At 70.2% G+C, this 22,726-nt stretch carries 24 protein-coding genes; 11 read left to right on the plus strand and 13 right to left on the minus strand.

Features of this window, described 5'->3' with window-relative positions:
- Positions 1–11: 11 nt before the first annotated feature.
- The gene (locus tag GXW79_RS16690; RefSeq protein WP_246504066.1) at positions 12–1,928 is read right to left on the minus strand and encodes a lytic transglycosylase domain-containing protein; all 1,917 of its coding nucleotides are present in this window, start codon (positions 1,926–1,928) and stop codon (positions 12–14) included.
- Positions 1,929–2,035: 107 nt separating this feature from the next.
- Here GXW79_RS16690 and dapA point away from each other — a divergent pair, with 107 nt between their 5' ends.
- Complete coding sequence (dapA, locus tag GXW79_RS16695) at positions 2,036–2,914, plus strand: 4-hydroxy-tetrahydrodipicolinate synthase (RefSeq protein ID WP_211875576.1); 879 nt, start codon at positions 2,036–2,038, stop codon at positions 2,912–2,914.
- A gap of 27 nt (positions 2,915–2,941) precedes the next feature.
- Positions 2,942–3,430 (plus strand): SsrA-binding protein SmpB, encoded by a 489-nt coding sequence (gene smpB, locus GXW79_RS16700; protein ID WP_211875577.1) that lies wholly within the window; start codon positions 2,942–2,944, stop codon positions 3,428–3,430.
- On the opposite strand, the gene GXW79_RS16705 is transcribed toward smpB, so the two are convergent.
- The gene (locus tag GXW79_RS16705; protein WP_211875578.1) at positions 3,427–4,071 is read right to left on the minus strand and encodes a glutathione S-transferase family protein; all 645 of its coding nucleotides are present in this window, start codon (positions 4,069–4,071) and stop codon (positions 3,427–3,429) included. The genes smpB and GXW79_RS16705 overlap by 4 nt on opposite strands.
- An 86-nt stretch (positions 4,072–4,157) precedes the next feature.
- On the opposite strand from GXW79_RS16705, the gene GXW79_RS16710 reads away from it, so the two are divergent.
- From GXW79_RS16710 to GXW79_RS16725, 4 genes are all read left to right on the plus strand, one after another.
- Entirely contained in the window at positions 4,158–5,129 is a 972-nt protein-coding gene (locus GXW79_RS16710; RefSeq protein WP_211875579.1) for a Bug family tripartite tricarboxylate transporter substrate binding protein, read from the plus strand.
- A 40-nt stretch (positions 5,130–5,169) separates the two neighbouring features.
- Positions 5,170–6,066 carry an alpha/beta hydrolase family protein gene (locus GXW79_RS16715; protein ID WP_211875580.1) on the plus strand — a complete coding sequence of 299 codons (897 nt, stop codon included), beginning with the start codon at positions 5,170–5,172 and terminating at the stop codon, positions 6,064–6,066.
- A 173-nt stretch (positions 6,067–6,239) separates the two neighbouring features.
- Entirely contained in the window at positions 6,240–6,911 is a 672-nt protein-coding gene (locus tag GXW79_RS16720) for a sulfite oxidase-like oxidoreductase (protein ID WP_211875581.1), read from the plus strand.
- Entirely contained in the window at positions 6,904–7,431 is a 528-nt protein-coding gene (locus GXW79_RS16725) for a glutathione peroxidase (protein ID WP_211875582.1), read from the plus strand. The genes GXW79_RS16720 and GXW79_RS16725 overlap by 8 nt, the downstream gene beginning before the upstream one ends.
- A 314-nt stretch (positions 7,432–7,745) precedes the next feature.
- Here the strand turns inward: GXW79_RS16725 and GXW79_RS16730 are convergent, their stop codons facing one another.
- The 3 genes from GXW79_RS16730 to GXW79_RS16740 are packed head-to-tail and all read right to left on the minus strand — an operon-like array spanning position 7,746 to position 10,067.
- The gene (locus tag GXW79_RS16730) at positions 7,746–8,762 is read right to left on the minus strand and encodes an amino acid ABC transporter substrate-binding protein (protein WP_211875583.1); all 1,017 of its coding nucleotides are present in this window, start codon (positions 8,760–8,762) and stop codon (positions 7,746–7,748) included.
- A gap of 11 nt (positions 8,763–8,773) precedes the next feature.
- Positions 8,774–9,415 carry a uracil-DNA glycosylase gene (locus tag GXW79_RS16735; RefSeq protein ID WP_246504067.1) on the minus strand — a complete coding sequence of 214 codons (642 nt, stop codon included), beginning with the start codon at positions 9,413–9,415 and terminating at the stop codon, positions 8,774–8,776.
- A gap of 13 nt (positions 9,416–9,428) precedes the next feature.
- Positions 9,429–10,067, minus strand: coding sequence for a LabA-like NYN domain-containing protein (locus tag GXW79_RS16740; RefSeq protein ID WP_211875584.1), 639 nt, complete (start codon positions 10,065–10,067; stop codon positions 9,429–9,431).
- 99 nt (positions 10,068–10,166) lie between these two features.
- On the opposite strand from GXW79_RS16740, the gene folK reads away from it, so the two are divergent.
- From folK to GXW79_RS16760, 4 genes are all read left to right on the plus strand, one after another.
- Positions 10,167–10,670, plus strand: coding sequence for a 2-amino-4-hydroxy-6-hydroxymethyldihydropteridine diphosphokinase (folK, locus tag GXW79_RS16745; RefSeq protein WP_211875585.1), 504 nt, complete (start codon positions 10,167–10,169; stop codon positions 10,668–10,670).
- A gap of 52 nt (positions 10,671–10,722) precedes the next feature.
- Positions 10,723–12,549, plus strand: a complete 1,827-nt coding sequence (locus tag GXW79_RS16750; RefSeq protein WP_211875586.1) for a hypothetical protein — start codon at positions 10,723–10,725, stop codon at positions 12,547–12,549.
- Between the two features lie 71 nt (positions 12,550–12,620).
- A complete protein-coding gene (locus GXW79_RS16755) occupies positions 12,621–13,529 on the plus strand; it encodes an NAD(P)-dependent oxidoreductase (protein ID WP_211875587.1) in 909 nt (302 codons plus the stop codon).
- Complete coding sequence (locus GXW79_RS16760; RefSeq protein ID WP_211875588.1) at positions 13,526–14,488, plus strand: Bug family tripartite tricarboxylate transporter substrate binding protein; 963 nt, start codon at positions 13,526–13,528, stop codon at positions 14,486–14,488. Before GXW79_RS16755 ends, GXW79_RS16760 begins: the two co-directional genes overlap by 4 nt.
- Positions 14,489–14,494: 6 nt before the next feature.
- Here the strand turns inward: GXW79_RS16760 and GXW79_RS16765 are convergent, their stop codons facing one another.
- On the minus strand, positions 14,495–15,424 hold the full coding sequence (locus tag GXW79_RS16765) for a hypothetical protein (RefSeq protein WP_211875589.1): 930 nt from the start codon (positions 15,422–15,424) through the stop codon (positions 14,495–14,497).
- On the opposite strand from GXW79_RS16765, the gene GXW79_RS16770 reads away from it, so the two are divergent.
- Positions 15,396–16,232 carry a hypothetical protein gene (locus GXW79_RS16770; RefSeq protein WP_211875590.1) on the plus strand — a complete coding sequence of 279 codons (837 nt, stop codon included), beginning with the start codon at positions 15,396–15,398 and terminating at the stop codon, positions 16,230–16,232. The two genes, GXW79_RS16765 and GXW79_RS16770, sit on opposite strands and share 29 nt — an antisense overlap.
- Positions 16,233–16,235: 3 nt before the next feature.
- Here GXW79_RS16770 and GXW79_RS16775 read toward each other — a convergent pair whose 3' ends face one another.
- From GXW79_RS16775 to GXW79_RS16805, 7 genes are all read right to left on the minus strand, one after another.
- Positions 16,236–17,735, minus strand: coding sequence for an amidohydrolase family protein (locus GXW79_RS16775; protein ID WP_211875591.1), 1,500 nt, complete (start codon positions 17,733–17,735; stop codon positions 16,236–16,238).
- Between the two features lie 17 nt (positions 17,736–17,752).
- Positions 17,753–18,520: an ABC transporter permease gene (locus tag GXW79_RS16780; protein WP_211875592.1), complete on the minus strand. Its 768-nt coding sequence runs from the start codon at positions 18,518–18,520 to the stop codon at positions 17,753–17,755.
- Positions 18,517–19,290, minus strand: coding sequence for an ABC transporter ATP-binding protein (locus GXW79_RS16785; RefSeq protein WP_211875593.1), 774 nt, complete (start codon positions 19,288–19,290; stop codon positions 18,517–18,519). Before GXW79_RS16785 ends, GXW79_RS16780 begins: the two co-directional genes overlap by 4 nt.
- The gene (locus tag GXW79_RS16790) at positions 19,287–20,258 is read right to left on the minus strand and encodes an ABC transporter substrate-binding protein (RefSeq protein WP_211875594.1); all 972 of its coding nucleotides are present in this window, start codon (positions 20,256–20,258) and stop codon (positions 19,287–19,289) included. Before GXW79_RS16790 ends, GXW79_RS16785 begins: the two co-directional genes overlap by 4 nt.
- Before the next feature lie 90 nt (positions 20,259–20,348).
- Complete coding sequence (locus GXW79_RS16795) at positions 20,349–21,125, minus strand: hypothetical protein (RefSeq protein WP_211875595.1); 777 nt, start codon at positions 21,123–21,125, stop codon at positions 20,349–20,351.
- Positions 21,122–21,862 carry a molybdate ABC transporter substrate-binding protein gene (locus GXW79_RS16800; protein ID WP_211875596.1) on the minus strand — a complete coding sequence of 247 codons (741 nt, stop codon included), beginning with the start codon at positions 21,860–21,862 and terminating at the stop codon, positions 21,122–21,124. The genes GXW79_RS16795 and GXW79_RS16800 overlap by 4 nt, the downstream gene beginning before the upstream one ends.
- A gap of 45 nt (positions 21,863–21,907) precedes the next feature.
- Entirely contained in the window at positions 21,908–22,573 is a 666-nt protein-coding gene (locus GXW79_RS16805) for a hypothetical protein (protein ID WP_211875597.1), read from the minus strand.
- Between the last annotated feature and the right edge of the window lie 153 nt (positions 22,574–22,726).

A 22,726-nucleotide genomic window follows, 5' to 3' on the forward strand; every position in this document is an offset into this window, starting at 1 on the left:
GGGAGCGTCCTTCACGGCGCGCGCACCAGGAATTCTGCCAAGGGATGCGGCGCACCGGCAAGCGCGGGCTCGCGGGCGCGGTAGATCAGCACGTTCTCGATCACGCGCATCACGTAGTTGCGGGTCTCCGAGAAGGGGATCTGCTCGATCCAGTCGATCACATCCACCGTCGCGCGCGGGTCGCCATAGGTGCCGAGCCATTCATCCACGCGCCCGGGCCCGGCATTGTAGGCGGCGGCGGCGAGCGGCAGCGCGCCGCCATAGCGGGCCAGCATCTGCTCGATATAGGCAGCCCCCAGGCGCATGTTGTGCGCGGGGTCGCCGGTCAGCATCGGCAGGGCGTGCGGTATGCCCAGGCGCCGCGCGGTCATCGCGGCCGTCGAGGGCAACAGCTGCATCAGCCCACGCGCATTGGCGCCGCTCACCGCCTCGGTGTCGAAATTGCTCTCCTGGCGGGTGATGGCGAACAGGATGGGAAGTTCGGGCGTGGCCACGTCCGGGCGCACAGGGGCGGGCCAGCCATCCTCGATCAGCATCACGCCGTCGGTTCCCGCGCGCCGCGCCACCCAGATGGCGTGGTCCGGCCGCCCGATCGCGTGGCCGAGCCGCGCGGCCAGGCGACGGTCCACATCGTCGGAGGCGAGGTTCTCCAGGCGGAGGAGGAAGGCGCGCGCGCGGCGCTGTTCGCCCAGATCGGCGAGCGTCACCACGGCACGGGAGAGTTCGCGGCCGGCGAAATCCAGCGCGCGTTCGGCGGTGAGCGCCGGTGCCGGCGCGGCCGCGATGCGCGCCGAAAGGCGGGCGCTGTCCTCGCCGAGAGCGAGCACGGCGAGCTGGCCGTAGAAGGCTGCCGGGAGCGACGCGGCGGCTTCGTAGAAGGGCCGCGCACCCGCGGCGTCGCCGCGCGCTGCGGCCGCCCTGCCCTGCCAGTAGCCGGCCCGCGCGCGGGTGATGACGCTGCGGCTGCCCTCACCCAGGCGCGCGAAGTGTCGCGACGCCGCTGCGGGGTCGTTCATGCGGCGGAGCGCGATGAAGCCGGCGAGGAACTCCGCCTCCTGCCGCGGCTCGCCCGCTTCGGCCTGGCCGTGCTGGGACGCGGTGCGATAGGCCTCGCGCACATGGCCCAGGCGCAGCAGCTTGCGGGCGAGGACCTGGCGCTCCGTCCAGACCGCCCGGCTCGCCTCGTAACCCAGGTCGCGTTGCAGCGATTCACCGGCCTGCCAGGCGGCCGCCGCCTCCAGGTCGCGGTCGGACTGGCGCAGCGCGCGGGCCTGCAGCAGCACGCCGCCGATATCGCCCGCCCCGCCCGACAGCCGCGCATCGGCGCGCAGACGCGCGGCACCGGTCAGGCGCTGCGCCGCGCGCTGCGCCGCCGCCATGTCGCGTGCGAAGGAGAGCCGGTCGAACCGGCGCCAGGCGGAAGCGGGTGTGATCGACGCGGCGTGCCGCATCGCCACCGCTTCTTCGGCGAAGGCATCGCCCGGCGTCTCCGCCCAGGCGCGGTCGATCATCGCGGGGATGGCCGCGGCACGGTCGGCGCGGCCCAGCGCCTCGGCGAGCGCGAGTGCGGCGCCCAGCGAGCGCGGCGAGTTGCGCGCATAGAGCCGCAGCAGGTCGGCATCCTGCAGCAGCCCGCCGGCGATCGCGTCTTCGGCGCGGCGGATCAGCGTGTCGGGCGCGGGCCAGTCCGGATTCTCGTCGATGAAGGCGGCCAGCTCCGCCCCCGTGGCGGGTGCCGCGCGATTGGACAGGCGGATCCAGAGCGAGAGCTTGCGCGCCAGTGGGTCGGCCACGGCGGCGAAGCTCTCGGCCTCCGGCCAGCGCCCCGCATTGCTTGCCGCGATCGCCATACGCCCCGCCGTGCGCGCCGCTTCCGGCGCCCAGGGCTGCGCCTGGACCGGCAACGCGAGAAGGAGAAGCGGCAACAAGGCGCGGATGCTTGGCATTGCGCAACGATAGCCGATCTCCCCCACGCTTGTCGCGGGTGCAGCGCCTGACTAGGTTCGCTCACCGGTACGAAGGGTGGAGACGTCCAATGCTCAAGGGTTCGATGGTGGCGCTGATCACGCCGATGCAGCGCGACGGCGCGATCGACAAGCGCGCCTTCGCCGACCTGGTCGCCTGGCAGATCGCCGAGGGCACCGAGGGGCTGATCGCGGTGGGCACCACCGGGGAGAGCCCCACGCTCGACCACGAGGAGCACAACCAGGTCGTCGAGATGTGCATCGAGGCCGCGGGCGGGCGCGTGCCGGTGATTGCGGGCACCGGCAGCAACAGCACGGCCGAGGCGGTGGCGCTGTCCAGGCACGCCAAGGCGGCGGGTGCAGACGCCCTGCTGGTCGTCACCCCCTATTACAACAAGCCGACGCAGGAAGGCCTGTACCAGCACTACATGGCGATCGCCGATGCGGTCGCCCTGCCGCTGTTCATCTACAACGTGCCGAGCCGCTGCGTGGTCGACATGAGCGTCGAGACCATGGCGCGCCTTGCGAAGCACCCCAACATCGTGGGCGTGAAGGACGCGACGGCGAATCTCACGCGCCCGCTGCACACCACGCGCGCCTGCGGCGAGGAGTTCATCCAGCTCACCGGCGAGGATCACTCCGTGGTCGCGTTTCTGGCCTCCGGCGGGCATGGCTGCATCTCGGTGACGGCCAACGTCGCGCCGCGGCTCTGCGCCGATCTGCACAAGGCGTGGCGGGCCGGGCGCGTTGCCGAGGCGATGGCCATCCAGCAACGGCTGCTGCCGCTGCACGACGCGCTGTTCTGCGAGACCTCGCCGGGGCCGGTGAAGTATGCGGCCTCGCTGCTGGGCAAGGGTGTGGATTTTTGCCGCCTGCCGATGGCGCCGATTGCCGAGAACTCGAAGGCGCGGGTGCGCGAGGCGATGGTCTCGGTCGGCTTGTTGAACTGAGGCCGCCGCGAGCGCATTTCTTCCCCCATGGCAAAAGCGAAGAAGAAATCCGGCCTGATCAGCCACGGCATCGCCGCGCAGAACCGCAAGGCGCGCTTCGACTACAAGATCGGCGAGACCTTCGAGGCCGGCCTGGTGCTGGTGGGCCCCGAGGTGAAGTCGCTGCGCGCCGGCCGCGCCGCGCTCTCCGATGCCTGGGCGGGTGAGCGCGACGGCGAGATCTACCTGTTCAACGCCTACATCCCGGAATGGCAGGCGGGGTCCGTGGTCGCGCATTTCGAGCCGCGCCGTCCGCGCAAGCTGCTGCTGCACAAGAAGCAGGTCGCCACGCTTACCGGCGCCACCAACCGCGAGGGCTCGACGGTCGTTCCGCTCGACATCCACTTCAACGAGCGCGGGATTGCGAAGGTGCTGATCGGCATGGCCGAGGGCAAGAAGCAGCACGACAAGCGCGCCACCATCGCCGAGCGGGACTGGAACCGCGACAAGGCGCGGCTGATGCGCGACAAGGGCTAGCGGATCGGCGGCCTCCGCGGCCCCGGCAGAAGCTCGTAGGGCCCCTTCCATCCCGGCAGGGCCGCGATCCGGCCGATCCAGCCCGCGACGTTGGGGAAACGCTCGGCAAGCCCGAGCGGCCATTCGCTTTGCGGATAGTGCAGGTAGCCGTTGAGCGAGAGGTCAGCGATGGTCGGCCGCGCACCAAGCAGGAAGGGCCGGTGTTCGAGCTGCTTCTCCACCACGGCGAAGGCGCCCTCCACGCGGGCGCGGAAGAAGGCGACCACCGCCGGGTCCGGGTCCGGCGCCCAGCCGATCAGGAAGCGCCAGGTTGCGAGGTAGCTCGTGAATTTGTGGTTGTCGAACAGGATCCAGCGCAACGCCTCGCGCTTCTCCTCCGCGCCCTCGGGGGCGAATGTCGGCAGCGTCTCGCCCAGATGGAACAGGATGGCGCCCGATTGCGTCAGGCGCAGCGCGCCATCGTCGAGCACCGGCGCCTCGCCCATCACCGACATCCGCTCGCGCCACTCCGGGGTGCGGGTCTCGGTCGTGGCGAAGTAGTCGATCCAGGCGCCGCGCCACTCTGCACCCGACAGGGTGAGCATCATCGCCACCTTGTAGCAGGCGCCGGATTCCGGAAAGGCGTGCAGCGTATAGGCCATGCTCGTGCTCCTCGCCGGCGAGGATGGCACGCGTGCAAGGTGGCGCAAAGCTTGCACAAGCGAAGGGGTTCCGCCCGGAGGTCGCCATGCTGTCCCGCCGCCCTGCCATCCTGCTCGCCAGCCTCTGCCTCGCCCTTGCGCACCCTGCCCTCGCGCAGGATTGGCCGGCGCGGCCGGTCCGCGTCGTGGTGTCCTTCCCGCCCGGCGGATCATCGGACATCGTGGCCCGCGTCCTGGCCGAGGTCGTCTCGCCTCGGCTGGGCCAGCGGATGGTGGTGGACAACCGCCCCGGCGCGGGCGGCACGCTGGCGGCCCAGCACGTGGCGACGCAACGCCCGGATGGCTACACGCTGATGCTCTCCAACACCGCGCCCATCGTGACCTCGCCGCCGATCTACGCAGCACCGGGCTATGACCCGGTCTCGTCCTTCACCCACATCGCCTATATCGGCTCGGCGCCGACGGTGATCGTAGCCAATAGCAGCGTTCCCGCGCGTGACATGCCGCAGCTGCTCGCCTGGATCCGGGCGCAACGCTCGCCGCCCGCCTTCGGCACCTCCGGCACCGGGTCGGTGGGCCATATCCTGGGTGTGATGTTCCAGCGCGAGACCGGGCTCGAACTCACCCACGCGCCCTATCGCGGGTCGGGCCCGATGCTGGCCGACCTGCTCGGCGGCTCGGTGCTGCTCTCCTTCGACACGCTGCCGCAGAATGTCGAGCATATCCGCTCCGGCCGGCTGACCGCCTTCGCCGTCTCCGCCCCCGCGCGCAACGCCATGGCACCCGAGGTGCCCACCACCGGCGAGGTCGGCTTCCCAGGCCTGATCGCGACCAACTGGATGGGGCTGTCGGGCCCCGCCGGGCTGCCGGCGCCGATCATCGCGCGGCTGCATGCGGAGGTGACCCAGGCGCTGTCGCTGCCCGAGTTCCGCGCCAGGCTCGATGAGCATTCCGTCACGCCCGCGGCCATGACCCAGCCGGAATTCGCCGCCTTCGTCGCGCGCGACGTCGCCCAGATCGGCGGCGCGGTGCGTGCCATGGGCATCCGGGCGGAGTAGGCTCGCCTCCAGGGAAACGCCGCCACCGGCGGGACGGGGGATGATCATGCGCGCCTTGGCGATCGTACTGTTGGTGTTGACGGGCTGTGCGACGGCACCGGACGGCCCCCGCGCGGCCGGGCCGATCGGCGAGGCGCAGGGACGCGAGCAGATGCACCGCGTGCCGGTCGCCGGCACCTCCGCGCTGATCCAGATGCGCCTTTGCCAGCCGGCGAGCGGCACCGGCCGGCTCGTCGTGATCAACCACGGATCGCCGGCGGTGGCCGCCAATCGCGCCACCATGGCGCCGTCCGCGTGCGGCGGCGAGGCGGTGTCATGGTTCACCTCGCGCGGCTACGCCGTGGCGCTGCCGCTGCGCCGCGGCTATGGCGCCTCCGACGGGCCCTATGCCGAAAGCTCCACCTGTCCGGGCGCCGCCTTCGAGCAGGCCGGGCTCGAATCCGCCCGCGATATCCTCTCGGCGATCGACTACGCCCGCACCCTGCCCGATGTGCGCGGCAGCGAGCCCGTGATCGTCGTCGGCCAGTCCGCCGGTGGCTGGGGCAGCCTGGCGCTGGCCAGCCGCAACCCGGCGGGCGTGGTCGCGGTCGTCAACATGGCGGGCGGGCGTGGCGGCTGGGCCCAGAACGCGCCGAATACGAATTGCCGCCCCGATCTCCTCGCCGACGCCGCCGGCGCCTATGGGCGCACCGCGCGCATCCCGGTGCTGTCGATCTACACCGCCAATGACAGCTTCTTCGCGCCCGCTATCGCCCGCAACATCCAGCAGAACTACCTCGCCGCCGGCGGGGTGATGGAGGTGCACAACCTGCCCGCCTTCGGCTCGGACGGGCACAATCTGTTCTTCGCGCGCGGCGGAAGCCTGGTCTGGGGGCCGGAGGTCGAGCGCTTCCTCGCCCCCTTCGCGTTGGCACAGGCTGCGCCGCGGCGCACCTAGCTGACGGGCGAAAGCCACCATCGCCGGGTCACCGCCGGTGTCGCGGCTCAGTCGAAAACGTCGACGGTTGCTGCATTCGTCCTGGTGGAGCCTTGAGCGCCGTCGGCCCGACGCCGCGCGCCTCTTGCATCCATCCACGGTGCGCCGCACGTAAGGCCGGCAAGGAGACCGCGATGGCCGAGGATGACCCCGTTCCCGTGACCGGCGCCGTGCGCGAAAAGCTTGTCGCGCGCAAGCAAGACTGGGCCCGCGAGGGCCGGCTGCTGACCGGCGCGCCCGACGCCGCCCACGCCGTGCGCCTGCCCCCCGGCCAGACCGAGGTGAAGCACTGGCCGGTGCTCGACCTCGGCGTGCAGCCCGATGTTGCCAAGGAGAAGTTCCGCCTGCGGATGGAGGGCCTGGTCGAACAGCGCATCGCCCTCGACTGGGACCAGTTCCTGGCCCTCGAGCAGGTCGACCTTGTCACTGACATTCATTGTGTGACGCAGTGGAGCCTCTACGACGCGCGCTTCCAGGGCGTGCCGGCGCGCACCCTTCTGGCGATGGCGCGGCCGCTGCCCACTGCGCGCTTCATCAGCTTCACCAGCTACGATGGCTACACGACCAACGTGCCCCTCGAAGCCTTCGACGACACGGACGTCCTCCTCGCCCATTCCTGGAACGGCGCGCCGCTCACCCGCGAACATGGCGGCCCCGTTCGCGTCGTCCTGCCCAAGCTCTACTTCTGGAAGAGCCCGAAATGGGTCACGCGCATCGAACTCCTCGCCGAAGACCGCCCGGGCTTCTGGGAAGTCCGCGGCTATCACAACAACGGCGATCCCTGGCTGGAGGAACGGTATGGCTGATGTCCTGCGCCGCGCACTGCTCGCAGCCCCGCTCATGATCGCCGCCGGTGAACAGAGCGTCTTCGATTTCACGGTGACACGCCTCGAAGGCGGCCCCATGCCGCTTGCGGAATTCCGGGGCCAGGCGCTGCTCATCGTCAACACCGCAAGCTTCTGCGGCTTCACCCCGCAATACGCCGGCCTGCAAACCCTGCACGACCGCTACAAAACGCGCGGCTTCTCCGTCATCGGCGTGCCCTCCAACGACTTCAACCAGGAGAGCACCAACGCCGCCACCATCCGCGAATTCTGCGACACCCAATACGGGATCGACTTCCCCCTCGCCGCCCTCAGCCACGTCCGCGGCCCGCAAGCCATCCCCCTCTTCCGCTTCCTCGCCACCTCCAGCGGCAGCACACCAGGCTGGAACTTCCACAAATACCTGGTCGCACGCGACGGCCGACGCATCACCAGCTTCAGCACCAGCGTCGAACCGAACCAGCCGACCCTGCTGCGGGCTGTTGACGCCGCGCTGGGGTGAAGGAAGCAAGGCCAGGGGCGCTGCCCCTGGACCCCGCGAGGATCGTGTCGATCCTCGACCTCCATTTGTTGGTTCTTGGGATTGGGAAGGCGGGTTTTTGGGCCGTTGTCGTGAATGCCTGTCATCGGGAGAGGGTGGCCCGAGGTGAGCTTTCATCTGGTGAGCGCTTACCGGCCACCCTCTCCCGATGACAGGCGCTGATAAAAGTCCAGAGCCCACCCCTCCAAACCCAGGACCAACACACGCCAGGGTCCAGGGATCGGCGCGATCCCTGGCGGGGGTCGAGGGGGCAGAGCCCCCCGCCTTGCTTTCTTCTACCGCAGCGGCGGCGAGAACATCAGGCCGCCGCGGGTCCACAGGTCGTTCAGGCCGCGCGGCAGTTGGACGGGGCTGTTGGCGCCCAGGTGTCGGTCGTAGATGTCGGCGTAGTTCCCGACTGCGCGGATGGCGAAGTAGAGCCAGCGGCGGTCGAGGCCGAGGGTGGGGCCGAGGTCTCCGGTCACGCCGAGCAAGCGGCGCACGGCGGGGCGCGGGTCGGTGAGCATCTGGTCCACGTTGGCGCGGGTGATGCCGAGTTCTTCGGCCTCGATCAGGCCGAAGCCGACCCAGCGGACGATGTCGAACCACTGGTCGTCGCCGTGGCGCACGGCGGCGGCGTAGGGTTCCTTGCTGATGCGGTCGGGCAGCAGGACGTGTTCGGCGGGGTTGGGAAAGGCGGCGCGGATAGCGGCGAGCTGGGCGGCGTCGCCGGTGAAGGTGTCGCAGCGGTTGGCTTCGTAGGCGCGCCGCGCCTCGTCCTTGTCGGCGAAGATGACGGGGGTGAAGGTCGTGCCGCGCGCGCGGAAGAAATCCTGCAGGTTGAGTTCGTGGGTGCTGGCGGAGGTGAAGCAGATCGAGGCGCCGACGAGCTGGTCGGCGCGGGTGATGCCGGAGTTCGCGCGGACGAGGAAGCCCTGGCCGTCGAAGAAGTTGGGGGCTGCGAAGTTCACGCCGAGCTGGGCGTCGCGGAGGAAGGTCCAGGTGGTGGTGCGGCTCAGCACCTCGATCTGCCCACCGGACAGCGCAGGGAAGCGGTTCTGGCCGGTGAGCGGGTTAAAGGCGACGCGGGCATTCTCGCCGAGAACGGCGGCGGCGACGGCGCGACAGAAATCCGCGTCCATGCCCTGCCATTCGCCGCGGCTGTCGGGCTGCGACCAGCCGGGGTCGCCGGTTGAGATGCCGCAAGCGAGGGTGCCGCGCGAGCGCACGCCGGCGAGCGTGACGCCGGCCGGTGCCATCGTTTGCGCCAGCGCCGGTGCGGCGAACAACAGCAGGATCAGCAACGCGCGCATGCGAAAATCCTTCAGCGGAGGTGGGGCAGCAGCGCCTCGACGACGGCCTCGAACATGGCCGGCGTGAGCCGCCGCGTCGAGGTGTTGTAGCGGCTGACGTGATAGCTGTCGGCGAGCAGCAGCCCGCCGGGAAGCGCGTGCTGGGCGCCGTGCACGAAGCGATGGCGCGCGACCGGAATGCCCAGCGACCGCAACAGGGCATTGTGCGCGACGGTGCCGAGGGCGAGCACCGCGCGCAGGTTCTCCATCGCGCCGCGCTCAGCGGTGAGGAAGGGGTTGCAGGTGCGGATCTCCGCCGGGGTGGGCAGGTTCTCCGGCGGCACGCAGCGCACGGCGTTCGCTATGCGGGTGCCACGCAGCACCATGCCGTCATCGGGCGCCTCGCCATAGGCGCCGCTCGCCAGGCCATATTTCAGCAACGTCGCGTAGAGCAGCTTGCCCGCGAAATCGCCGGTGAAGGGGCGCCCGGTGCGGTTGGCGCCGCGCACCCCCGGCGCAAGGCCCAGGATGAGCAGCGGCGCCTCGCGCTCACCCCAGCAGGGCACCGGCGCGTTGTGCCAGCCCGGCTCTCGCGCGCGGTTGGCGGCGCGATAGGCGACGAGCCTTGGGCAGAGCGGGCAGTCACGATCGGGTTCGGCGGGCGTCATCGTCATGCGGCGGCGGGGATCACTCCCCGTTGCTCACCTCGGGTTCCTCGGCGAAGGGCTCGGCCGGCGTCGCGCGCGTCGGCGCGGGGCGTGGCGGCGGCGCTTGGTTGCGCGGCCGTGCTTCGCTCGGCCGGCGCGTGATCTCGGTGGCGAGGTCGGCGAGGTCGATGAAGGCATCGGCCTGCCGGCGGAGGTCGTCCGAGCAGATCGGCGGTTGCACGCGCAGTGTCGAGCACACCGTGACCTTCACGCCCTTGGCCTGGACGGCTTCGACCACGCGGCGGAAATCGCCATCGCCGGAGAACAGCACGGCATGGTCGAGATGCGGGGCCAGTTCGAGCATGTCCACCGCGAGCTCGATGTCGCAATTGCCCTTGATGCGGCGATAGCCGGTGTCGCGGTCGGTGAATTCGCGCGCCGGCTTGGTCACCACGCGGTAGCCGTTATAGGCGAGCCAGTCGACCAGTGGCCGGATCGGGTTGTGCTCATCGGTGTCGAGCACCGCCGTATAGTAGTAGGCGCGCAGCAGCTTGCACTGGCTGCGCACATGGTCGAGCAGCGCGCGGTAGTCGATGTCGAAGCCGAGGAGGCGGGACGCGGCATGGAGATTGGCGCCGTCGATGAACAGCGCAGTACGCTCGGGTGCATAATCGGGCATGGAATTCCTGATGAAAAGGGATGGTCGGCAATGGGTGACACAATAGGCGCTGGTGTAACCGACGCAATTGGCGCCGAGTCCATCGACACGGCAAGGAGAATGCTGGTCGCGATCGGCGCCAACCTTCCTGGGCCGGATGGCGCATCGGCGCTGGAGACCTGCCGGCGCGCGGCGCGCCTGCTCGACGGGATCTGCGGCCTGCACCTGGTCGCGCTCTCGCGCTGGTGGGAAAGCGCGCCGATCCCACCGGCGCCCGGGATGCCGCCCTATGTGAACGGGGTCGCACTGCTGGCGGGCGAGGCGGTGCCCGAAGCCGTGCTCAACGCATTGCACGCGATCGAGGATCGCTTCGGCCGCGTGCGTCCCTTCGCCAATGCGCCGCGCACGCTGGACCTCGACCTGATCGACGCCGGCGGGCGCGTGCTGGATGGCCCTGGCCTCGTGCTGCCGCATCCGCGGGCGCATCTGCGCGCCTTCGTGCTGCGCCCGCTGGCCGAGGTCTCGCCTGGCTGGGTACATCCGCGCTCCGGCCTGCCGGTCGGCGCGCTGCTCGACAAGGTCGCCGCGCAGGACGCACGGCCATTGTCGCCGGAAGGAGATTGATCCCACCGGGGATACCTGCTTGCCTCCGCCCAAGCCGAGTTGGGAGACAATGATGCGCCGTTACATGCTGGCCGCCCTGGTGATGTTCACGCCGCTCCTGGCGCTCGCGCAGCCATCGCGCCTGCCCCCCGTGGCCCAGATGATGCAGCAGGCGAGTGCGCGCGCACCGCTCGCCCCCGATGCCGCGGTGCCGATCCGGCTCAATCGCGGCCAGGTCGCCTTCTTGCGCATCGCACCCGAGGCCGGCGGCGATTTCGTCGTCATCACGCGGCGTCTCGGCCGTGGCACAGACACGGTGCTGCAGGCGATCGACGCGCGCGGCAATGTGGTGGCCGAGGATGACGATGGCGGCTCCGAGAGCCTCGCCTCGCGCATCGAGGTCTCGGCGGCCGACGCCGTCGCGCTGATCCGGGTGAGCCTGCTCGGCGACGCGCCTGGCAGCTTCGAGGTGCTGCTGACCCGCTCGGCCCCCGCCCCGGCGCAGACCTTCGTCGAGAGCATCACCGAGGCGGCGCAAGCCGCGCCCATCGCGCTTGGCCAGGCGCAGCCGATCCGGCTGCGGCGGGGCCAGAACGCCTTCTACCGCCTGCCTGACGGCAACCTGATCGCGCAGACCCGCGCGCTGGCGCAGGGCACCGACACTGTGCTGACCGTGCTCGACGCCGCCGGGCGCGAGCTGGTCACGGATGATGACGGTGGCGAGGAATCGCTGGCCTCCCTGGTGGAGGTGGATGCGGCGCAGCGCCGGCCGCTGTTCCTGCGCGCGAGCATCCTCGGCGGCGGCGCCGGCCGCTTCGAGCTGGTCGTGAACGAAGCGCCGCCGGAGCCGCCCGCGCGCTTCCCGACCTCGCTGACCGCCGCCGCGACGGTGCCGGCGATCCCGGTGGGCCAGGCCGTGGCGATCACGCTCTCGCGCCGTCAGAACGCGTATTTCCGGCTGCCCGACGATGCGCGCGACCTGGTCGCGACGACGCGCGCGCTGGCCGATGGCACCGATACCGTGCTCACGCTTCTCGACGCGAATGGCGTCGAGCTCGCCACCGACGATGATGGCGGCGAGCAGCCGTTGAGCTCCTCGCTCGACGTCCCGGCCGCGCAGCGCCGCCCCGCCTATCTGCGCGCCGGCGTGCTCGGCAATGGCGGCGGCACCTTCGAGCTGATCCTCGATGTCGAGCCGCCGCGCACTGGGCCTGCTTTCCCAACGTCAATCGTCGAGGCGGCGCAGGCGCCAGCGATCACGCTCGGCACCGCGGTGCCGCTGCGGCTGCGGCGCAACCAGCAGGCCTTCTTCCGCCTGCCCGATGGCGACCTGATCGCGCTCACCCGTGCGCTGGGCAATGCCACCGACACGGTGCTCGCGCTGGTCGATGGGTCCGGCACGGTGATCGCGGAAGATGATGATGGCGGCGGCGGCCTCGCCTCCCGCCTCGAGATCGCGGCGTCCGAGGCGCGGCCGCTGTTCCTGCGTGCCGGCCTGCTCGCCGGCAGCGGCGGCGCTGGCAGCTTCGAGGTGCTGGTCGAGGCGGACAAGACCGAGCCCAGCGCGCCGTTCGGCGCCTCGATCGCGGCGGCGACGCCACTGCCGGTCGGCCAGACGCTCTCGATCCGGCTACGCCGCGGCGAGGAGGCGTTTTTCCGCCTGCCCGAGGGCAGCCTCGTCGCGTTCACCCAGAACCTGCGCGCCAATACCGACACGGTGCTGGCGCTGCTCGACGCGCAGGGCAACGTCATCGCCGAGGATGATGATGGCGGCGGGGGCCTCGCTTCGCGCCTCGCCATCCAGCAATCGGGCAAGTCCGGGCCGAGCTACCTGCGCGCCTCCATCCTCGGTGGCGGCGCCGGCGGGTTCGAGCTGGTGCTGCAGCAGGGCCGGCGGTAACCGGCGGCACCGCTTGCCAGAACCCCGCGCGCACGGGAGATTGCCGGCCGGTATCGAGGGAGGAGAAGATCATGTCCCAGGAAGCGGCGCCCGCCGCGGTCGGCTTCGTGGGCCTGGGCATGATGGGCCTTCCCATGGCGCGCTGCCTGCTGGCGAAAGGATTTTCCCTGGTTGCGTGCGACAGCGAGGCAACGGCGCGTGCGGCGCTCGCCGAAGATGCGCCCGAGGGTAAGCTCGAATTCGCCGACACGCCGGCCGCACTCGCCGCGCGCGTCTCCCTCATCATTCTCATGCTGCCCAATTCCGAGGTGGTCGCTGCCGTGTGCGAGGGCGCCGATGGCCTGGTCCCGGCACTGCGGCAGGGCACGCTGGTGCTCGACATGGGTTCCTCGGTGCCGGGCGAAACGCGGCGCCTTGCCGCACTCGCCGATGCCAAGGGCGCGGCGCTGATGGATGCGCCGGTCTCGGGCAGCGTGGTCAAGGCTCGCGCCGGGACGCTGGCCATCATGATCGGCGGCGGCGACGCCGGCTTCGCCCAGGCCGAGCAAGTGCTGCGTGCGATGGGCGAGAAAATCATCCGGACAGGGACCGTCGGCAGCGCGCATGCGATGAAGGCGCTGAACAACTACGTCTATGCCGCGGGCCTGCTCGCCGCCTCCGAGGCGGTGATCATGGCGGAGAAGCTGGGCCTCGACCTGCGCGTCTTCACCGACGTGCTCAACGCCTCCTCCGGGCGCAACGTCGCGACCGAGACCAAGCTGCGCCAGGAGATCATCCCCGGCCGCTACGCGGGCGGCTTCCAGCTCGGCCTGATGCGCAAGGACCTCGAGACCGCGGGTGCGATCGCCGCCGAGACGGGCGTCAGTGCGGAGGCGCTGGCGCTGTGCCGGACGCTGTGGGATGGCGCGCTCGGCGAGCTCGGCCCCAAGGCGGACAACACCGAGATCCATCGCATCCTCGCGGCGAAGGCCACGTCATGAAGCGCCGCCCGCTGCTCGCCGCGCCATTCATCCTCGCGGCCGGGCAGGCCGCGGGCCAGGCGCGCGGCACCTGGCCGGACCGGCCGCTGCGCATCGTCGTGGCCTTCCCCGCCGGCTCCGTTACCGACAGCCTGATGCGCATCGTGGCCGACCCGCTCTCGCGCGAGCTGGGCCAGCCCGTCGTGATCGAGAATCGCGCCGGCGCGAATGGCGCGATCGGGACCGAGGCGGTCGCCCGCGGCCCCGCGGATGGCTACACCATGTGCGTTCTGTCGGTGACGAACGGCGCGCTCAACACCTTCCTCATCCGCCGCCTGCCCTATGACCCGCTGCGCGATTTCGCCCAGATCGGCTTCCTGGCCGTCGCCCCCTACGTGCTGGTGGTGCCCAACACCTCGCCCGCGCGCAGCGTGGCGGACCTGCTCGCACAGGCGCGCGAGCGGCCGGGCATGCTGACGTTCAGCCATGGCAATGCCTCCGCGCTGATCGGTTCGGAGATGATCAACCGCGCAGCGGGGGTGCAGATGACGCCCATCCCCTATCGCGGCGGGCCCGAGGCGCTCACCGACGTGGTCGCCGGGCGCATCGATTCCACGCTCACCGATTTCGCCAACGGCATGGCGCAGGTGCGCGAGGGGCGGGTGCGGGCGCTCGGCGTGACCTCGGCGGCGGCATCCCCGCTGGCGCCCGAGATCCCGCCGATCGGGGCGGCGGTGCCAGGCTTCGAGCTGATCGTGTGGTTCGGGCTTTCGGCACCGGCCGCGACGCCGGCGCCGGTCGTCGCGCGGGCCAACGAAGCGCTGAACACCGTGCTCGCCCTGCCCGAGACGCGCGAACGGCTGGGGCGGCTGGGCTTCACGCCGCAGGGCGGCACGCCGGCGGTGTTCGAGGCCTTCCTGCGCCAGCAGATCGCACTGCTGTCGGAAAAGGCGCGCGAGGTCGGGCTGGAGCCGCAATAGCGCGGATTACTCGAACCACAGCGCGTCGCAGGCGGTGACGATGGCCTCGGCGGCGTCGAGCGGAAACCGGTCCGACCCGGTGTTCCAGCTCGGCTCGCTGCGCAGCGCCGCGACCAACGCGGCATCGAGGCCCGGCGTACGTTCGACCGGCAGGCCAAGGCGCGCGAGGTCCTGTGCCGCGGTGCGTTCCTCGCCGGCTTCGAGATAGCGGTTGGAGGCGGCCAGCGCCTCGGCCGCGGCGTCGGGCACGCGGACCATCACGATGCGGCTCGCGAAGGGTGGCTGGCTAGGGTGCATCGTGGCCGGGCCCATGATGTAGCCTAGCAGGACGCTCGCCGGCGGCGAGGGACGCAAGGTGATGACGTACTGCATCACGCCGCTCACCGCCGGCGCGCGGAGTTCGAAGACGAGGTTGGCACCGGCGAAGGCAACCGGTCCGACCGCCTCGGCGCGACCGAACGGCATGTTCTGCGCATAGGTCGCGACCATGCCGTTGCCGCGGTCGCGGGCGATGACCATCGAGCCGCGGGTGACGCGGCCTTGGTAGTGCGGTGCCTGGCTATGGCAGAAGGTCGCGAAGTGGCCGGCGATCCATTGGTTCGGATCCGAAGCGGCCGGCGGTTCGCGTTCGCGCGTTGCCTGGGCGAGCAGGAAGGCAGCGGTCATGCCGTAGCGTGCGGCGACGGCTTCCGCGAAGGCCCCCGCGTCGGAGCCGAGCACCCATTCCATCGGCAAGGCGAGATCGAGCACGACCGCCAAATCCCGGTACACGCCGCTGCCGCGCGGCCTGGCCAGGTTCGCGAGCCACTTATACGCCCGGCTCGCGTCGAAATCGGTCGCGGGGTTCACGGCGCGGAAGCGCGCGGCGAGTTCCTTGGTGCCGTTGCAGGCGAGTGCCGCCATCGCGATGCGCAGCTTCGCAGCGAAATCCTTCATTCCGCCAGGTGCGGTGCTCCGGAGGTTCATCGCCGCGGCACAACCAGAAATTGAAAATTGGAACTTCCTGGAAATTCTAACCGCATTGCTTGAAGGCGCAAGGTCGTCGCCGCAAACGAATGCGTGGGACTTCAACACACTAGTTGGGCGCAGGGAGGTTGGCGACATGTCGGGCAACAACGGTGGAAATGCCGCTGATCGCAGCGCAATGGCGCGCGCGCTGGAGAAGATCAGCGATCGATCGCGCGGCGCGCTCCATTCTGTGCTGAAGCGAACCGCCTTCGGCCGCCAGATCGAGCACAATTTCGGCTTGATGTATGGCAGCAGCGTAAACCGCGGCGCGGTGCGCAATCCTAGCGCTGCCTATCGCGCGTTTCGCGGCGGGGTCGATGGGCGGCCGAAGAACAACAAGGCGGCCGCGGTCGGCAAGACGGTGCTGCTGCGCACGATGAACGGACCCGAGTTAAATATCCTGATGTGTGGCGTCCCGTTTCTCATCTGGGCGGGCGTCAACGCGGCCGCAAAGACACAGGCCGAGGCGGCGGCGGCCAACACCGCTGCGACCATCGTGATGCCGAGGAAACTCGGCCGCATCAAACGGGAGGGGCAGACGCTCGCGAAGCCGCTCGCCTCGGCGCCTTACTCGGCCGATGTGCAAGGGCTTGTCACGCTGCTCATCCAGTACGGCATGAAGGAGGCCACGGCGCTGAGCCTGGTGCAGGGCGAGTTCATGGGCGATGACCTCGCCGACGTGTTCGACGAGGAAGACCTCAAGGCGCTTTTCGACTTCCTCGACAACGAGGCCTGAGGCTCAGTCGCAGAGATAGCGGCGGATGTGGTAGGGCTTCGCCGCCATGCCCGGGCAGAAGCTCGCGATGATCGGCGCGACCCGCTCGTAGAGGTCGCCGTATTCGGCGTTCAGGCCCTCCAGCCGCTCGCGCGCGGCCTCGGCTTCCTCGGCGAGTTTCGCGAGGTCGAGCGTGAGCAGCTTGCCGTCCTGCACGACGAACTTGCCACCGATCATAACGTGGCGCACGCCGGTGCCGTCCTCGGCATGGACCAGCTGGTTGACCGTGCCGTTGTGCGGGATCCAGTTGAGGCTGGTGAGTGAGAGGAAGACGATGTCGGCCTTCATCCCCGGCGCGATGGCGCCGAGATTGTCGAAGCCGAGCGCACGCGCCGAGCCCTTGGTGGCCGCAGAATAGCATTCCTCCACGCTCGCCCATTCGCGCGGGTCGGGCGTCTGCACCTTGGACAGCATCGAGGCGTAGCGCATCGACTCGTACATGTTCTGGTTGTCGGAGCAGTTCGCACCATCAGTGCCGAGCCCGACATTGACGCCGAGATCCAGCGCACGGCGCAGCGCGAACATCCCGTTGCCCAAGCGCATGTTGGAGCCGGCATTGTGGACAAGCGAGGCACCGCGGTCGGCGGCGAGACGCATGTCGTCATCATCGAGCCAGATCGCGTGCGCGGCGGTGAAGCGGTCGTTGACCAGGCCCATCGCGTCCATGTGGGCGAGCAGCGTCTTGCCGTAGCGCTTCATGCCCACGATCGCCTGGACCTTGCTCTCGCCGACATGGGAGTGGACGGCGAGGCCATGGTCGCGCGCCATGCAGGCGCATCCGTCGAGGAACTCGTCGGAGCAATGGTGCGGGATGGTGGGCGCGATGGCGAAGCGGATGTCCTGGCTGGCCCAGGACCAGCCGCGCATCACCGTCTCCATGGCGGAGAGCGTGTCCTGCCAGGGGCGCAGGCGGAGCTTGTCCACATCCACCTGCACGCTGTCGGGGAGCGCGTCGTGCAGGCCGGGGATCGCCTCGTACACCGTGCGGTCCGCGACCATGGGCGCGATGACCGCGCGCATGCCGATGCCGGCATAGGCTTCGGCCACCGCATCCATGCCCTCGACAGTCGGCAGCGGCAGTTCAGAGTAGAGGTCGTAGGCCGCGGTGCAGCCCTTCATCACCATCTCGGCGGCGATGATCTGCGTCGCGAGCTTCTTGTCGGCGAGCGCACGGTTACCGCCGATCCAGGGGGCAGCGGCGAGCAGCAGTTCGAGCGTCCATTTGTCGCCGGTACCGCGCGCGAGGCCGCCATGGCCGTGCGTGTGGCCGTTGATCAGGCCGGGGTGGATGAGCATGCCGGTCGCGTCGATGATGCGCGCGTTCGCGGGCACGGTGAGGTCGGTGCCGACGGCGCGGATGGTGCCGTCCTCGATCAGCACATCGCCGGGTGCTGCGCGGCGGAGACCCGCATCGGCGATGCGGGCGTTGCGGATGAGGGTGATGCCGGGTTCGTCCTGGGCCATGGATGCCTCGTCTGGGTTCAGGCGGCCAGAGCGGGGCGTTCGGCGCCGCTCGACCAGGGGAACAGCAGCCGCTCGGCGAGCGAGACGGCCTGGAACAGCAGGATGCCGAGCAGGGCCAGGATGACCACCGCGCCGAAGGCGAGCGGCGTGCGGAAGAAGGCCATCGAGGTCTGGATCAGGTAGCCCAGCCCGGCATCGGCGCCGACGAATTCCGCCACGACCGCGCCCACCACGGAGAGTGCGGCGGCGACCTTCAGCCCGCCGAAGACGAAGGGCACGGCGAAGGGCAGCCGGATGCGCAGCAGCTCCTGCATGCGGCCCGCACGGCAGGCGCGGCCCAATTCGATCAGCTCCGGCGGTGCGGCGAGCAGGCCGGCGACGGCGGCGACCACCAGCGGGAAGAAAGCGACGAGGAAGGTGACGATGATGCGCGGCGCCTCGTTCGCACCCAGCGCGATGATCAGGATGGGTGCGAGGGCCACCTTGGGGATGGATTGGGTGACCACCAGCAGCGGGTAGATCGCGGCAGCGATGGTGGTCGAGGACGCGATCGCCATGGCGAGCGGCAGGCTCACGATGATGGAGGCGGCGAAGCCGAGCAGCACGGTGGTGAGCGTCGCGAGCGTATGGCTCAGCATCAGCGGCCAGGCGCCGATGACGGAGGCGAGGATCACCGAAGGCCGCGGCAGAAGGAATTCGCGGATGCCGAAGGCGAGGCAGGCGCCTTCCCACAGCGCGAAGAACGCCGCGAGCGCGATGACCGAGGGCAGCGCGCGGCGGATCATGCGGCCAGCTTCGCGGCGGGCCGGCGGAAGATGTGCGCGCGGATGCGCTGCGCCGCCGCCTGGAAGGCGGGCGAGGCCTCCTGCGCGAAATCGCGCGGGCGCGGCAGGTCGATCTCCACCACATCCACCACGCGCCCGGGGCGCGGCGACATCACCACCACGCGGTCGGCGAGCAGCACGGCCTCGCTGATCGAATGGGTGACGAAGACCACGGCCATGGGCGTTTCGGTCCAGAGGCGGAGGAGTTCGAGGCTCATCTCCTCGCGCGTCAGCGCATCAAGCGCGCCGAAGGGCTCGTCCATCAGCAGGATTCGCGGCTGCTGCAACAGCGCGCGGCAGATGGCGACGCGCTGCTGCATGCCGCCCGAGAGTTCGCGCGGCAGCCGCGTCTCGAAACCCGCGAGGCCCGCGCGGGCGAGCAGGGCGCGCGCAGCATCCTCGGTGCCGGGCCCGGCGCGGTGCATCAGGCGCATCGGGAAGGTGACGTTGCGCAGCACATCGGCCCAGGGCAGCAAAGTGGGTGCCTGGAAGACCATGGCCGTGTCGGTGCGCGCGCCGGTGACGGCGGTGCCTTCGATGCGCACCGCCCCGCTGGTGGGCATCGCAAGGCCCGCGATCAGGCGCAGCAGGGTGGATTTCCCGCAGCCGGAGGCGCCGACGATGGCGACGAACTCGCCGGGGCGGATGGCGATGGAGACATCCTCCAGCGCCTGCACCGCGCCGCCGTCGCGGCCGGCGAAGCGCTTACCAACGCCCTCGATGGCGATCACGGCAACAGCGCCGTGGACACCGCCTGGTTGGGATCCCAGTTCGCATCCATCTGCAGGCTCTCGGCCACGACGCGCCAGGTGGTGGCCAGGCGCTCGGCCTCGAAGCGGCCGAGGCCGGTCGCCTGCTGGTGCGGGTTGAAGACGAAGCTCATCGTGGCGCGCAGGCTGCCTTCGCAATCATCCTGCTCAACCTCGGCGTTGCGCGCGACGTGCAGGCGGCAGGCTTCCACCTGGTTCTCGTTGGCCCATGCAAAACTGCGGTGCGCGCCGGCAAGGAAGCGACGGACCAGGTCGGGGTTGCGGGTGATGGTGTCGTCGGTGGCGATCAGGCTCGCGGCGTAGATGGCGAAGCCCGTCTCGACAAAGGGCAGGACCACGATCTCCTCGCCCGCCCGGCGCGCGGCCTTGTTCTGGTAGTAGTGGTGGATCGAGTAGAAGGGCGCGGCATCGACGCGGCGCGCGATGAGCAGCGAGGCCATCGCCGAGGCATCCGTGTTCACCCAGGTGATGCGGTCGGGGTCGGTCCCCGCCCGGCGCGCGACCTCAGGGAAGTACAGCCGGTGGCTGTTGCCCGGCGTGATCGAGATGCGCCGGCCTTCAAGCCCGCGGAAATTCGTGATGCCGGACGAGCGCAGCACGAACAGGCTGTGCGGCGAATGCGTGTAGACCGCCGAGATGGAACGCACCGGCACGTTCTGCCGCGCCCGCGCCGCCATGACCCCGCCGATGTCCGCAACGCCGAACTGCGCCGCACCGGCCGCCACCTTGTTGATCGTGTCGCCCGAGCCGTAGCCGCGGGTGAGCGACAGTTCGATGCCCTGTTCGCGCCAGAAGCCGCGCGCCGCACCGGCGAAATAGGCGGCGTGCTCGCCGGTCGGGATCCAGTCGAGCTGGAGCAATGCGCGATCCTGCGCGGCGGCCGGCACGGCCATCAACGCACCCAGGACGGCGCCCAGAAAACGCTTCATCGCAAATTCCCCTTTCCGTGGCGGCTGCCGTGGTGGGGCGTTCTCCCGGCGCGTATGGGAGAGCAATAAAGCGCGAGGCGCAAGGCCCCCTCAGGCAGGCCGCGCCTGTTTCAGCGCGGCGCGCTCAAGGTCGGTCAGCCTCGCCCAGCGCAGCTTCTCATCGAGCGGAAACGCTTCCCCGCTGGCACCGGTTACGCCCAGCACATAGCCGCCGCCGAGTGCGAAGAGCGGCGTCTTGTTCGGCATCGTCCAGCGATGGCTCGCGCCGCTCGGGTCGGCGAGCGTCACCACCTGCCCCTGCCAGCCCTGGATGGCGAGCGCGACAGGCGTCACCGGCTGCTCCGACAGCGTCGCGATCCGGCGGCGCTCGGCGGCGGCGCGGCGCAGATGGCTCCAGGGCGAGACCAGCATGACCAGCGCGATCACGATGAAGAACAGCGCGGTGCCGAAGCGATGCCAGATCCGGTCGAGCCCGATATCGGTGCTGAACACGCCGGCGCGCTCGGGGTCGGCCAGCACCTGCGCCGTCCAGCCGCCGACATGGAGGTCGAAGAAGACATGGTTCAGCGGGCGCCGGACCAGGCCCTCCTTCGTGGTCGCGACGACGGTCGCCTCGCAGCTGTGCAGGAGCGCGAGGCGCGAGGAACACCGCCCGCCCTCGATGCGCGCCATCTGCACCGGCCGCGCCCGGTTGCGCATCTGCACATCGTCGATGAGGCCGGGGGCGAGGGAGATGCCCACATAGGCGAGGATCCCGCCGGCGAAGAGCACGCAGAACAGGGCAAACACCCACCCACGCCACGCCGCAACCGGGGAGCGGAGCTTGATGGGCCGGGTCGGCCAGAGGGCACGAAGACGCTCGATCATGATGGGACAAATCCAATGGCGGTGAACGCGGCGCGCGCCGCGGGCGAAGTGAACAGGTCGAGCAACGGCGCGGGCTCCGCCGCATCGCGCAGCGCGGCGACGCCGTAGCGCGTCCAGAGTTGCAGCGCATCGGGCAGCATTCCCACCAGGGCGACGCCTGGGCGGCCGATGATCTCGCTCGCCTGGCTCGCGGCCAGCGCCACCTCACCGGCGGCGGCGAGGCTCACGCCGTCCACGCCGAAGGGCACCAGCCGCGACTTCGCGCGCATGGCCTCGGCGATGCCGAGCTGGTCGAAGATGCGTGCCATGTGCGCGCCCGCCGTCGCCCCCCGGGCGGGGTCGGCATAGGCGAAGCTCGGGGCCGCCAGAAGTGCGGCGCGGAAGGCGCCGAGCGTCCCGACATCCGGCAGCGCCGCGCCGGCCCGCGTCGCGAGCGCGACGCCGGTGCGGCCGATGGAGCGCCGGCTGCCCGGCAGCAGCAGCCCCGCCGCGTCGAGCCGCACGAGCGCGTCCTCGGAAAGCAGCACCAGCCGCGGCCGTGCGCCGGCGAGCACCTCGTCGCGCAGGGCGCCCACCGTTGCGAACCGCACGGTCGGCGGTTCGGGCAGCTCGGCCAGCAGCGCCTCGACGGCGGTCTTCACCGCGCCGGCGGCGAAGATCGCCGGTGCGGATTGCGCGGCCGCGGTGACCGGGAGTGCGGCGGCGAGGCTGGTCACGGCGCGCCTTGTCATCATCATGGCCGCAAGATGCCACGCCCGGCGCGCGGCGCAATGTCGCCGGGCTTACGCTTCGGCGAATTTGAGGAAGGGATACTTGTCGACGTCGAGCCAACCGCACAGCCGGCGCATCGGCTTGCCCTCGCGTCCGCGCTCGCCGGTCATGAAGCCGGTGGCGGCGTCGAAATTGCGCGTCATCAGGCGCACGCACTGAGTATCGGGCCCGTCCTGGCCGGCATCCATCGTCTTCCACACCGGTCCGTTGGAATCGAGGATGACGCCGACATGCTCGACCTTCGCACCCTTGTAGAGGTGCTGCTCCTCCTTCTTCTCCGGGCAGATGGCGTTGCAGCCGGTGTCATGCCGGTCGCCGCTGCACAGCATGTAGAAATCGCCGGGCTTCGGGCGGCGCGGCTCCAGCCCCATGCCGCGGCCGAGATTGCGGAGCACGGTCTCATTGTGCTGCCAGGCGCCGGCCTTGATGGCGGCGTTGCGCATGCCCGCGAGCCCGCCGATGTTGAGCCCGTCCCTGGCGACCTGCGGCTGCAGGCCGAGTTCGCGCGCGACATAGGCGGGCAGGCCGCCGCAGGTGGTATAGCCGCAGCCCTTGAACCAACCCTTGTCGATCTTCTCGAACTTCGGATTGCCGATGCAGACATCCTTCATCGGCGGAAGGATCACGTTGACGATTTGCCGACGGCGTTCGGTGTCGGCGGAGGTTGTCGCGGACATGGCGCATCTCCCTTCCCAGAACGCGACGAGCTTCCGCCTCGCCGGGGATGGATCGCAAGAAATTTCGGCGCTGCGTGCGGTATACTTGCGGCGGTCAGGACGGAGGCTGCGTTTACCGGCGAGCGTTTACGAACTCGTTGTTCGAAAACGATT

The organism is Plastoroseomonas arctica (genome assembly GCF_018128965.1).
Lineage (GTDB): Bacteria > Pseudomonadota > Alphaproteobacteria > Acetobacterales > Acetobacteraceae > Plastoroseomonas > Plastoroseomonas arctica.

What these genes read in the sequence shown, in the direction of transcription:
- dapA (WP_211875576.1), top strand. Translation starts at nt 2,036, where the DNA reads ATGCTCAAGGGTTCGATGGTGGCGCTGATCACGCCGATGCAGCGCGAC.
- smpB (WP_211875577.1), top strand. Translation starts at nt 2,942, where the DNA reads ATGGCAAAAGCGAAGAAGAAATCCGGCCTGATCAGCCACGGCATCGCC.
- GXW79_RS16705 (WP_211875578.1), bottom strand. Translation starts at nt 4,071, where the DNA reads ATGGCCTATACGCTGCACGCCTTTCCGGAATCCGGCGCCTGCTACAAG.
- GXW79_RS16710 (WP_211875579.1), top strand. Translation starts at nt 4,158, where the DNA reads ATGCTGTCCCGCCGCCCTGCCATCCTGCTCGCCAGCCTCTGCCTCGCC.
- GXW79_RS16715 (WP_211875580.1), top strand. Translation starts at nt 5,170, where the DNA reads ATGATCATGCGCGCCTTGGCGATCGTACTGTTGGTGTTGACGGGCTGT.
- GXW79_RS16720 (WP_211875581.1), top strand. Translation starts at nt 6,240, where the DNA reads ATGGCCGAGGATGACCCCGTTCCCGTGACCGGCGCCGTGCGCGAAAAG.
- GXW79_RS16725 (WP_211875582.1), top strand. Translation starts at nt 6,904, where the DNA reads ATGGCTGATGTCCTGCGCCGCGCACTGCTCGCAGCCCCGCTCATGATC.
- GXW79_RS16730 (WP_211875583.1), bottom strand. Translation starts at nt 8,762, where the DNA reads ATGCGCGCGTTGCTGATCCTGCTGTTGTTCGCCGCACCGGCGCTGGCG.
- GXW79_RS16735 (WP_246504067.1), bottom strand. Translation starts at nt 9,415, where the DNA reads ATGACGATGACGCCCGCCGAACCCGATCGTGACTGCCCGCTCTGCCCA.
- GXW79_RS16740 (WP_211875584.1), bottom strand. Translation starts at nt 10,067, where the DNA reads ATGCCCGATTATGCACCCGAGCGTACTGCGCTGTTCATCGACGGCGCC.
- folK (WP_211875585.1), top strand. Translation starts at nt 10,167, where the DNA reads ATGCTGGTCGCGATCGGCGCCAACCTTCCTGGGCCGGATGGCGCATCG.
- GXW79_RS16750 (WP_211875586.1), top strand. Translation starts at nt 10,723, where the DNA reads ATGCGCCGTTACATGCTGGCCGCCCTGGTGATGTTCACGCCGCTCCTG.
- GXW79_RS16755 (WP_211875587.1), top strand. Translation starts at nt 12,621, where the DNA reads ATGTCCCAGGAAGCGGCGCCCGCCGCGGTCGGCTTCGTGGGCCTGGGC.
- GXW79_RS16760 (WP_211875588.1), top strand. Translation starts at nt 13,526, where the DNA reads ATGAAGCGCCGCCCGCTGCTCGCCGCGCCATTCATCCTCGCGGCCGGG.
- GXW79_RS16770 (WP_211875590.1), top strand. Translation starts at nt 15,396, where the DNA reads ATGCGCAGCTTCGCAGCGAAATCCTTCATTCCGCCAGGTGCGGTGCTC.
- GXW79_RS16765 (WP_211875589.1), bottom strand. Translation starts at nt 15,424, where the DNA reads ATGAAGGATTTCGCTGCGAAGCTGCGCATCGCGATGGCGGCACTCGCC.
- GXW79_RS16775 (WP_211875591.1), bottom strand. Translation starts at nt 17,735, where the DNA reads ATGGCCCAGGACGAACCCGGCATCACCCTCATCCGCAACGCCCGCATC.
- GXW79_RS16780 (WP_211875592.1), bottom strand. Translation starts at nt 18,520, where the DNA reads ATGATCCGCCGCGCGCTGCCCTCGGTCATCGCGCTCGCGGCGTTCTTC.
- GXW79_RS16790 (WP_211875594.1), bottom strand. Translation starts at nt 20,258, where the DNA reads ATGAAGCGTTTTCTGGGCGCCGTCCTGGGTGCGTTGATGGCCGTGCCG.
- GXW79_RS16795 (WP_211875595.1), bottom strand. Translation starts at nt 21,125, where the DNA reads ATGATCGAGCGTCTTCGTGCCCTCTGGCCGACCCGGCCCATCAAGCTC.
- GXW79_RS16800 (WP_211875596.1), bottom strand. Translation starts at nt 21,862, where the DNA reads ATGATGATGACAAGGCGCGCCGTGACCAGCCTCGCCGCCGCACTCCCG.
- GXW79_RS16805 (WP_211875597.1), bottom strand. Translation starts at nt 22,573, where the DNA reads ATGTCCGCGACAACCTCCGCCGACACCGAACGCCGTCGGCAAATCGTC.